Source organism: Streptomyces sp. URMC 123, assembly GCF_051386515.1.
Taxonomy (GTDB): Bacteria; Actinomycetota; Actinomycetes; order Streptomycetales; family Streptomycetaceae; genus Streptomyces.
The window spans coordinates 1-9,237 of sequence record NZ_JBPQTV010000258.1 but is presented as its reverse complement, the minus strand read 5'-3'; the positions used below and the strand labels follow the sequence as shown (position 1 = coordinate 9,237).

The window sequence follows — 9,237 nt, the reverse complement described above, 5'->3', positions numbered from 1 at the left end:
GGGTGTTCATCGGGTCGATGAGCGGCGGGCGGGGTCAGCCGGCGAACCAGCGCACCGGGCGCGGCGCGAGGTTCTCGTAGACGTGCTTGGTCTCGCGGTACTCGGCCAGGCCGGACGGGCCCAGCTCGCGGCCGATGCCGGACTTGCCGAAGCCGCCCCACTCGGCCTGCGGGAGGTACGGGTGGTAGTCGTTGATCCACACCGTGCCGTGGCGCAGCCGGGCCGCGACCCGGCGGGCGCGGGCGGTGTCCGCGGACCAGACGGCGCCGGCGAGCCCGTACTCGGTGTCGTTGGCGAGGGCGACGGCCTCGTCCTCGGTGCGGAAGGTCTCCACGGTGAGGATCGGGCCGAAGGTCTCCTCGCGGACGACCCGCATGGCGCCGTGGCAGTAGTCGAGGACGGTCGGCGCGTAGAAGTAGCCGGTGGCCGGGCGGACCGCGGAGGGCGCAGGCCGGGCGCCGCCGCAGCGCACCTCGGCGCCCTCGGCGACGGCGGAGGCGACGTACTCCTCGACCTTGGCGAGCTGGGCGGCGGAGACCAGCGGGCCGCACTCCACGCCCGGCTCGGTGCCCCGGCCCAGCGTGATCCGCGCGGCACGGCGGGCGAGCTCGGCGACGAAGCGGTCGCGCACGGACTCCTCGACGATCAGCCGGGAGCCGGCCGAGCAGACCTGGCCGCTGTGGATGAACGCGGCGTTGAGCGCCTGGTCGACGGCGGTGTCGAAGCCCTCGTCGGTGGCGCAGGCGTCGGCGAAGACCACATTGGGGTTCTTGCCGCCGAGCTCCAGGGCGACCTTCTTCACGGTGGGGGCGGCGGCGCGCATCACCCGGGTGCCGCTGGGCAGGCCACCGGTGAAGGAGATGAGGTCGACGTCGGGGTGCTCGGAGAGCCGGGCGCCGACGGGGTCGCCCGCGCCGGTCACCAGGTTGCCGGCGCCGGCCGGCAGACCGGCCTCCACCAGGAGCTCCATCAGCCGCACGGTGGACAGCGGGGTGATCTCGCTGGGCTTGATCACAAAGGTGTTGCCGGCGGCGAGCGCCGGGGCGACCTTCCAGCTGGCCTGGAGGAGCGGGTAGTTCCACGGGGTGATCAGCGCGCAGACGCCGACCGGCTCGTGGACGACCACGCTGTGGATGTCGGGGGACCCGGCGTCGACGACGCGCCCGCCGGACTCGTTGACGACGAGGTCGGCGAAGTAGCGGAAGGCGTTGGTCACGTCGTCGACGTCGACCCGGCCCTCCTCCAGGGTCTTGCCGGTGTCGCGGCTCTCGATCAGCGCGATGTCCTCGCGGTCGCGCTGGAGGAGGTCGGCGACCCGGCGCAGCAGGGCGGCGCGCTCGGCGACGGGTGTGCGCGGCCAGGGGCCGGAGTCGAAGGCGCGGCGCGCGGCGGCGACGGCGGCGTCGGTGTCCTCGGTGCCGCCCTCGGCGACGAGCGCCAGGGGCTGGGCGTCGGCGGGGTCGAGGACCTCGCGCGTGGCGCCGGAGGCGGCGGAGCGCCACACGCCGTCGATGTGAAGGGTCTCGTGAGCCGACACGGTTCTGGTACTGCCTTCCCTGCTGGACATCGCTTACGGCGACAACCGGTCGTACCGTCTCGAATCACACGGATCGGACAGAGCGGTCGGGCCAGCTGGGAGCCCTCCCCCCGGAGGGTTAAACCATGCGCAATGCATGACGTAACGTGACGCGCATCACGTGTGGCAGGGGGTGTTTGCCCGGTTCAGCACCGTTGTGCACCGTCCGGGGGCCGGTGTACGCGATCAGGGCGAGGGGCCGATCAGGGCGAGGCGCAGAACTCCTCGGGGCAGAAGGACGCCAGCGCCACCGTGTGGACGTTCCGCTGCGCGGGCCAGTCCTCGGCCGGGCCCGCGGCCAGTACGGCGTACTGCACCCCGTCCGGCGCCACGAACGCCTGGTCGAGCACGCGCCGGCGGCCGAGCTCGGCGTGGTCGTAGGCGTACTCCAGATAGGCCGGGGCGGTGTCCTCCGTACCGGACCGGGTCAGGGCGATCCGCTGGTAGCCGGGGCGCTCGGAGACCTGCCGCTCGGTCTCCACCAGCGACTCGTACGGCGTGCCCTCCGGCCCGAGCAGGGGGTAGATCTGCAACAGCTCCCTGTCGTCGGCCGAGGTGTAGAAGACGCTGTCGTCGTCCTCGGAGCGGGTCCAGCCCTCCGGCACCATCAGGGTGAAGCCGGCCGGGTCGCTCACCTCGCGGAAGCCGCTGGGGGGCGCGGTGAACGCGGGCCCGTCGCTGGGCGGGCCCGTCGGTGTCTCGTCCGCGCCGGGGTCGGTCGGGTCGTCCGTGCCCTCCCAGGGGGACGGCTCCTCCTCCGGCCCGCTCTCCGATGCGGCCGCCGTCACCCGGTCGGAGGGGCCGTCCGCCCCGTCCGACCCGCCGTCGTCACGCGAGAGCAGCCAGCCGCCGACGCCGAGGCCGGCGCAGAGGACGACGGCCAGCAGCAGCGCGGTGACCCGGCGCCGGCGGGGCGTCCCGGCCGGGCCGCCGCCGTGGCCACCGGCGTCCCCGGGCGGCGGCGGTGGCCAGGGCGGCGGTCCATGCGGCGGATCGGGGGCGCCCTCCGGGGGCCAGGCCGCCCCGCCTCCGCTCACCTCGCCCTGGCGCACCCAGCGCTGGCGTTCGGCATCCCACTGGCTCATCTCCCACCTCCCCTTCGCGGGCCGTACGGCATGGGCGGCGATCACTCGGCCCGGCTCAGCCCAGGAGCTGGGCGATCCCCTGGGCGACGGTCACGGCCGAGGCCAGGCCGGCCGCGGCCGTGGCACCGGCGGACAGCCGGTCGCGCAGCCACTCCAGACGCCACCGCTCCGCCCGGCCGGTGCCGTCGATCTCCTCCTCCACCTCGGCGAGCGCCGTGTCCACCTCGGCGGTCTCCTCCGTGGGCGCCAGCAGCCGCAGATCACCACGGAGGTCGCGGACGGCCGTCAGCAGCTCCGCCGGCACCGGGAGCGGCGCGGCGTCGACGGCCCGCGCGTCCGGGCCGGCCACCACCGCGCCGTCGCTCAGCCAGCCGACGCTGACGCCGCCCGGGCCCGCCTGGGCCGGCATGGCCGGTATCGCGGGCATCCCACCGGTGGGCGGCGGCAGCGGGCGCCGGGTGCGGGACTCGGCCGAGGCCCGCTCGCCCGCCGCCACGGCTCCGCCGGACTGGAAGCCGATGGTGATGCCACCGCCCTGCCGGCTGCCCCGCCGGCCGGCCGGATCGCTCGGCTCGCCCTCGTCGCCACCGTGGTCGTCGCGCTCGTCGTCCCGGCCCTCGTCGCCCTGGTCGTCCCAGTCGTCCCAGTCGTCCCAGTTGTCCCGGTCGTCGCCACGATCGTCGTCGCGGTCCGTGTGCTCGTTCACTCTTCGTTCGTCTTCCCGTCCGTCCGCTGACTGGCCCGGGCGCGGTTGCCGGTGGCGACCGCCCCGCCGCTCATCGACCCGATGAACACCCCGCCACCACTGACGTTCACGATCTGCTGCTCGAACTCGCCGGTGTCGTAGCCCCGGGCGCGCAGTGCTTCGTGCACCCCGCTGATGATCCGGTCCTGCACGGTCTTCACGTACCGGGCCACGTCCATCTCCTGGAACAGGGAGATGTCCGTGGTGCTGCCCAGCTCGCGCACGGAGGTGGCGGGCCCGTCCGGCAGCGCCCGCCGGGGGTCGGCCAGCCAGATCCTGAAGAGCGCCACGGCGGTCCGCACGGCGGACACCGCGGAGGCGAAGTTGGCGGTCGGGCTGGTGAGCAGCGCCCGTACGCCGTCGCGGGCCACGTCCTCCTCGCCGCGCGCCGCGATCACGTCGACGGCCTTGAACTCCTGCCGCACGGGGGTGAGCACGTGCGGCACGACCTCCAGCACCAGCATTCCGCCCTGGGTGTGCACCCGGACCAGCACCGAGACCACGACCTGTTCGTCCCACGCCCCCACCCGCACGCGCAGGAAGTGGCGGCGCGCCTCGCCGCCCTCGTCGACCGCGTCCCGCAGGTGCTGTCCCACGGTCCGGGGGGCGTACGACACCTCGGCGCGCGGCAGGCCGACCGGGAGGTAGACGAACTCGTCGATCTCCAGGCCGCACAGCCGGTCGCGGCTGGTCTCGGCGGCCGACGAACGCAGCGCCTCCAGCCGCGGCCGGATCAGGTCCACGACGGTGCGGCTGGTCAGCCGGTCCTCCTCCGCCGTGGTGCGGGCGGGGGCGGGCGGCGAGCCGTCGCGCGCCGCCTTGCGCCTCAGTTCCAGCACGAACGACCAGGGCTCGTACGGCTTGCCCGCGCCCATGAAGGGGCGGAAGGGGTCGTAGATGGTGAGCGCGGCGTGCTGTTCGCGGTCGATGGCCGCGGTGATCCGCCGGTAGCGGTCGGTGGCGGGCGGCTCGGCGCGCGGCCGGGTCTCGAAGGCCTCGCGCCCCAGCTCGTCGCGCATCACGGCCGCCACCCGGGAGCGGTGCAGCCACACCGGGACGGTCAGCAGCAGCGGGAAGAGCACGGCGTGCCACATGTCCTCCCCGCCGATCAGGAGGAACAGCACCATCGCCCAGTAGGCCAGCATCAGGATGCGCAGCGAGACGGGCACCAGGACCTTCAGCCGGCCGCGGGTGGCCCGCTTCAGCGTCCTGCGGTCCAGGGTGTAGACGGCGACGCTCCGCCCGGTGCCGGCGCGCCCGGCCCACAGCAGGAAGCACAGGAGGCCGTACCCCAGCGACCAGATCAGCGGCGGGAGGCCGGTCGACCCGGTGGCCGTGACCCAGTCGACCGCGATGAAGGCCGCCCAGACCGCCAGCAGGAGCAGCGCTGTCTCGGCCTCCTGGCGTCTGGAGCGCAGCGCGTGGGCGAGCACGGGCACCGCGTCGATCCCCAGGGAGGGGGCGAGGGAGCGCTCCTCGTGCTCGACGAGCTCCTCGATGACCCGGCGGCGGAACTCGGTGTCGAGATAGGCGCCGGCGCACAGCAGCCGGGTCGCCTCGGTGTGCGAGGGACGCGGGGCCGGGTGCGAGGGCGCCGCCGGTGGCGACGGCGGGGTGGGCGCGGTGGGTGGTTCGGTCCGCCGGTCCGGCGCCGCGGCCCGTGGGACCTGCGGCGACGCCGGGGATGGCGAAGGAGGTGTCATGGGCCCCCCGATCTTCGAACTCCCGTTCAGCGCCGGGGAGTTCTCGTCGTTTCCGTGCACCCAGTATGGCGGCGGGGGCGCATTCGGGCTCCGCTCCGGCGCCATATTCGTGCGCTTCTCACGGGTGTGCGCCCATGCGCGCGGGCCGTTCGGCGGCCGGAACGAGGTGGTGCGACGGCTGTCAGAGCAGGCCGAGGGCGCGCACGGCGTCGCGCTCCTCGGAGAGCTCCTGCACCGAGGCGTCGATGCGGGTGCGCGAGAACTCGTTGATCTCCAGACCCTGGACGATCTCGTACGTGCCGTTCTGGCAGGTGACGGGGAAGGAGGAGATCAGGCCGGCGGGGACGCCGTAGGAGCCGTCCGAGGGGATGCCCATGGAGGTCCAGTCGCCCTCGGCGGTGCCGTTGACCCAGGTGTGGACGTGGTCGATGGCGGCGTTGGCGGCCGAGGCGGCCGAGGACGCGCCCCGCGCCTCGATGATCGCGGCGCCGCGCTTGGCGACGGTCGGGATGAAGGTGTCCGCCAGCCACTGCTCGTCGTTCACGACCTCGGCGGCGTTCTTGCCGGCGACCTCGGCGTGGAAGATGTCCGGGTACTGGGTGGCGGAGTGGTTGCCCCAGATGGTGAGCTTCTTGATCTCCGAGACCGGGGCACCGGTCTTCTTCGCCAGCTGCGAGATGGCGCGGTTGTGGTCCAGGCGGGTCATCGCGGTGAACCGCTCGGCCGGTACGTCCGGGGCGGCGGCCTGGGCGATCAGGGCGTTGGTGTTGGCCGGGTTGCCGACGACGAGGACCTTGATGTCGTCCGCGGCGTGGTCGTTGATGGCCTTGCCCTGCGGCTTGAAGATGCCGCCGTTGGCCTCCAGCAGGTCACCGCGCTCCATGCCCTTGGTGCGGGGGCGGGCGCCCACGAGCAGCGCGACGTTGGCACCGTCGAAGGCCACGTTCGGGTCGTCGGTGATGTCGATGCCCCGGAGCAGCGGGAAGGCGCAGTCGTCGAGCTCCATGGCGGTGCCCTCGGCGGCCTTGAGGCCCTGCGGGATCTCCAGCAGGCGGAGGCGGACCGGCACGTCCGCGCCGAGGAGGTGGCCGGAGGCGATGCGGAACAGCAGCGCGTAACCGATCTGGCCGGCCGCGCCGGTGACGGTGACATTGACGGGAGTGCGGGTCATGGCGGTCTCCTGCTAGCGGTGTCTTCTGAAGCAGAGGCCCCGAACCCCGGTAGCGGTGGGTGTCCCTGCCCCACAGTGGCCGGATCTCTTGGCGTCGAGAGACCCGGCGTCAGGCTATCCGACCCGGGCCGAACGCAGCGGCCGCCCCTGTGTGTCACGCCTCTCACGTCGCTCGCGCCGCGCGCGCCGCCGGGTGCCGACGGGTGCCGCCGCGCGCCGGCGGCCCGTACAGGCGACGGCGGCCGCCCGCTGGAGGAGGAGACGGGCGACCGCCGGGGGTGCCTCGCACCCTGGGGGACGAGGTACGCCTGCCCCGGCCGCCGCCGTCCATGCGGAATTTCTTCGCGGAGGGCTTCCGGCGGGTCGCGAGGATCGGCCCGCTCAGCCTCCCGCGGCCGGCTGGGCGCAGCCCCGCTTGCCGGAGACCAGCGTCGCGCACGCCTTCGCGTCGGACGCCGAGGCCACCATGACCATCTGGGTGTACGCGTCGCGGTTGGCCGCCTTGCCGCTCTGCACCGCGTTGCGCGAACCGCTTATCCGCACGGAGTCGCCGGGCGCCGCCTGGGTGAGGCGGGCCCAGGCCGCCCCGCACACCTTGCTGTAGCGCACCTCGACGAAGGCCGTGCCGACCGCCGTCCTGGCGACCGTCTGGGCGTGCTGCCCGCCGCAGCCCATGCCCTCCGGGTCCTTGCCGGTGCAGCCGGCGCCGCTGCACTTGGCCTGCGGCGCGGTGGCCTCGGGCGCGGCCTGGGTGGTCGCGGCGGGCGAGGGCTGCGGGGCCGGGGCGGCCTTGGGGGCCTCGTCCTCGCCGCCGTCGAGCAGCAGGACGGCCGCGACGATCAGCAGCAGCACGCCGACGGCGCCGGCCAGGAACAGCGGCAGCTTCCGGCGGGCGGGGCCGCGGCCGCCGTCGGCGCGGGCCGGGTCGCCGGGGGCCGGGCCGGGGGTGCCGGGCGCGGACGTGCCCGGCCACGCCGGGCGGTCCGGTTCGGGCACGGCGTGGGAGCCGGGCGCGTACCGGGAGTCCGCGCGGCCCGGGTCGGCCGCGGCGGCGCCGAACCCGTCGTGCGCGGCGGACTGGTCGGCGAGGGCCGCCGGGCGCGCGGGGGTGCGGGCCTTGCCGCTCTCCCGGCCGTTCCTGGCGGACCCGCCGGCGGGTGTGGCGCCGAACTCGCTCAGCGCGGCCCGCGCCTGGGCGACGCGGATCGCCTCCATGGTGACGTCGTGCCGCATCTCGGACCGGCTCCAGGCGCGCTCCGCCAGCTCCCACATCGTGGTGAGGTGCTGCGGGTTCGTGCCGGTGACCTCGGCCAGCGCCATGACCGCGCGCTGCGGCGGCAGCAGCCGCCCGTTCAGATAGCGCTCCCAGGACGTCTTGCTGTAACCCGTCCGGTCGGCCACCGCGGAGATGCTCAGCCCGCTGCGGTCGACGAGCCTGCGCAGCTGGCTGGCGAACTCCCGCACCTGCGGGTCCAGTTCGTCCGGTAGCGCCCTCCAACGAGGCATGACTCTTCCCTTCCCCCCGTACTCGCTCGTTCCCCCGTGGTGCATGCCCCCGTGGCCCTCGTTCTGGCTACCCAGGGGGATGCCCGCAGTCAGGATGTCAGTTCCCGGTCCGGGGGCGCACAGGAGCACTGGGGATGCGGCCGCGCGCCGGCCGTACGTGTCCCGCGCACCGCACAGTGTCCCATCCCCCGGCGTCCCCGCCGGTCCGTCACCGCTGGTCACCGGCCCGATACGGAGGCGTGGCCGCGGTCCGGGCCGACCGCCGCACGCCCCCTCGGCGGCGGTTGCGGACCGTATGACGATTAGCCCGAACGTATGAAGGGGCACGCGGTCGGTTCACCCGGTGGTGACCGTTCCGCGGGCCGGTGGAGCGGCAAAGCGGCGAGTCGGCGGGCCGGCGGGGCCGACGGGTCGGTCACCGGCTCACGGCGCGAAGCACTCCGGTTCGGCGCGCGCCGCCTCCCGCACGCAGGCCCGCACCGCCGCGCCGCCGCCCTCCGCGGCCACCATCCGCGTGTAGAGGTAGCCGGCCGCGTCGAACTCGTCGGCCACGGTGCCGATCTGCGGGGCGCCGCCCGGGGCGGTGATCTCGATCCGGTCGCCCACCCGGGAGCGCCAGATCCGGCCCCAGGCCGCGGCGCAGTCGGCGCTGTAGCGGATCTCGACGTGCGCGCCGCCGGCCGCCACATGGGAGGCGAGGGTGCTGACGACCCGCCCGCAGGCCATGCTCTGCGGGTCCTTGCCCGCGCAGGCCGCGCCCCGGCAGCCGGGCGACGGGGGCGCGGAGGGCACGACGACCCCGGGCGGGCTCTGTCCGGCCGGGCCCTGCGCGGACGGCCGGGCGGCGGGCGTACGGCGCTCGTCGGGGCCGGTGAGCGCCACCCCGACCGCCGCCGCGACCGCCAGGGCGGCCCCGGGCGGCGGCCAGGGCCGCGGGCCGGCGCCGGTACCAGGGGCGGCGGGCCGTCGGGCGGGCGGGCGGCCGGCCGCCGCTCTCCGCGGGGTGTGCCCCGGCGGGGGCGCCGCCCGCGCGGCCGCTCCAGGCGCCGTCGGCGAGGTCCCACAGGGCGAGCAGCCGCCCCGCGGGCTCCCGGGCGAGCCGGCAGAGGGCCGTCACGGCGTGCCGCGGCGGCTGGGCCTTGCCGTTGAGGTACCGCTCCCAGGAGGACTTGCTGTACGGGGTCCGCGCGGCGAGCGCGGCCAGGCTCAGGCCCGTGCGCGCCCGCAGTTCCCGCAGCCCCTCGGCGAGCCGCGCGCACTCCGGCGCCGGGGCACCGGGGGGCGCCGTACCGGCCGGTGGGGCGCTCGCGGCGGTGGACGCGCCGGCCGGTGCGCCGTTGCCAGGTGGCGGGGCGGTGGCCGGGGGCGCGGGCGTCGGCGCGGACGCGGGCGCGCACGGGCCTGAGCCTGGCCGCGCTCGCCGCGCGGACCCCGTACAGCAAGTCCTCCTG

Annotated in this window: 7 protein-coding genes and 1 pseudogene; all 8 read right to left on the bottom strand. The window is 75.5% G+C overall.

Annotated elements, in window-relative coordinates; all coding sequences use genetic code 11:
• Positions 1-34: 34 nt before the first annotated feature.
• On the bottom strand, positions 35-1,537 hold the full coding sequence (locus ACSNOD_RS23915) for an aldehyde dehydrogenase family protein (RefSeq protein ID WP_436769093.1): 1,503 nt from the start codon (positions 1,535-1,537) through the stop codon (positions 35-37).
• A 242-nt stretch (positions 1,538-1,779) separates the two neighbouring features.
• Positions 1,780-2,661, bottom strand: coding sequence for a serine/arginine repetitive matrix protein 2 (locus tag ACSNOD_RS23910; RefSeq protein ID WP_436769092.1), 882 nt, complete (start codon positions 2,659-2,661; stop codon positions 1,780-1,782).
• 55 nt (positions 2,662-2,716) lie between these two features.
• The gene (locus tag ACSNOD_RS23905) at positions 2,717-3,367 is read right to left on the bottom strand and encodes a hypothetical protein (protein ID WP_436769091.1); all 651 of its coding nucleotides are present in this window, start codon (positions 3,365-3,367) and stop codon (positions 2,717-2,719) included.
• A complete protein-coding gene (locus ACSNOD_RS23900; protein WP_436769090.1) occupies positions 3,364-5,109 on the bottom strand; it encodes a hypothetical protein in 1,746 nt (581 codons plus the stop codon). Before ACSNOD_RS23900 ends, ACSNOD_RS23905 begins: the two co-directional genes overlap by 4 nt.
• A gap of 181 nt (positions 5,110-5,290) precedes the next feature.
• Positions 5,291-6,280: a malate dehydrogenase gene (locus tag ACSNOD_RS23895; RefSeq protein WP_436769089.1), complete on the bottom strand. Its 990-nt coding sequence runs from the start codon at positions 6,278-6,280 to the stop codon at positions 5,291-5,293.
• A gap of 381 nt (positions 6,281-6,661) precedes the next feature.
• Positions 6,662-7,786 (bottom strand): helix-turn-helix domain-containing protein, encoded by a 1,125-nt coding sequence (locus ACSNOD_RS23890; protein ID WP_436769088.1) that lies wholly within the window; start codon positions 7,784-7,786, stop codon positions 6,662-6,664.
• A gap of 423 nt (positions 7,787-8,209) precedes the next feature.
• Complete coding sequence (locus ACSNOD_RS23885; protein ID WP_436769087.1) at positions 8,210-8,668, bottom strand: DUF2690 domain-containing protein; 459 nt, start codon at positions 8,666-8,668, stop codon at positions 8,210-8,212.
• 265 nt (positions 8,669-8,933) lie between these two features.
• Positions 8,934-8,990 (bottom strand): annotated as a pseudogene (locus tag ACSNOD_RS23880) (helix-turn-helix domain-containing protein); the annotation flags it as partial.
• Between the last annotated feature and the right edge of the window lie 247 nt (positions 8,991-9,237).

Excerpts from the sequence above, each read along its gene's own strand:
- ACSNOD_RS23890 (WP_436769088.1), bottom strand. The coding sequence starts at position 7,786 with ATGCCTCGTTGGAGGGCGCTACCGGACGAACTGGACCCGCAGGTGCGG.
- ACSNOD_RS23910 (WP_436769092.1), bottom strand. The coding sequence starts at position 2,661 with ATGAGCCAGTGGGATGCCGAACGCCAGCGCTGGGTGCGCCAGGGCGAG.
- ACSNOD_RS23900 (WP_436769090.1), bottom strand. The coding sequence starts at position 5,109 with ATGACACCTCCTTCGCCATCCCCGGCGTCGCCGCAGGTCCCACGGGCC.
- ACSNOD_RS23895 (WP_436769089.1), bottom strand. The coding sequence starts at position 6,280 with ATGACCCGCACTCCCGTCAATGTCACCGTCACCGGCGCGGCCGGCCAG.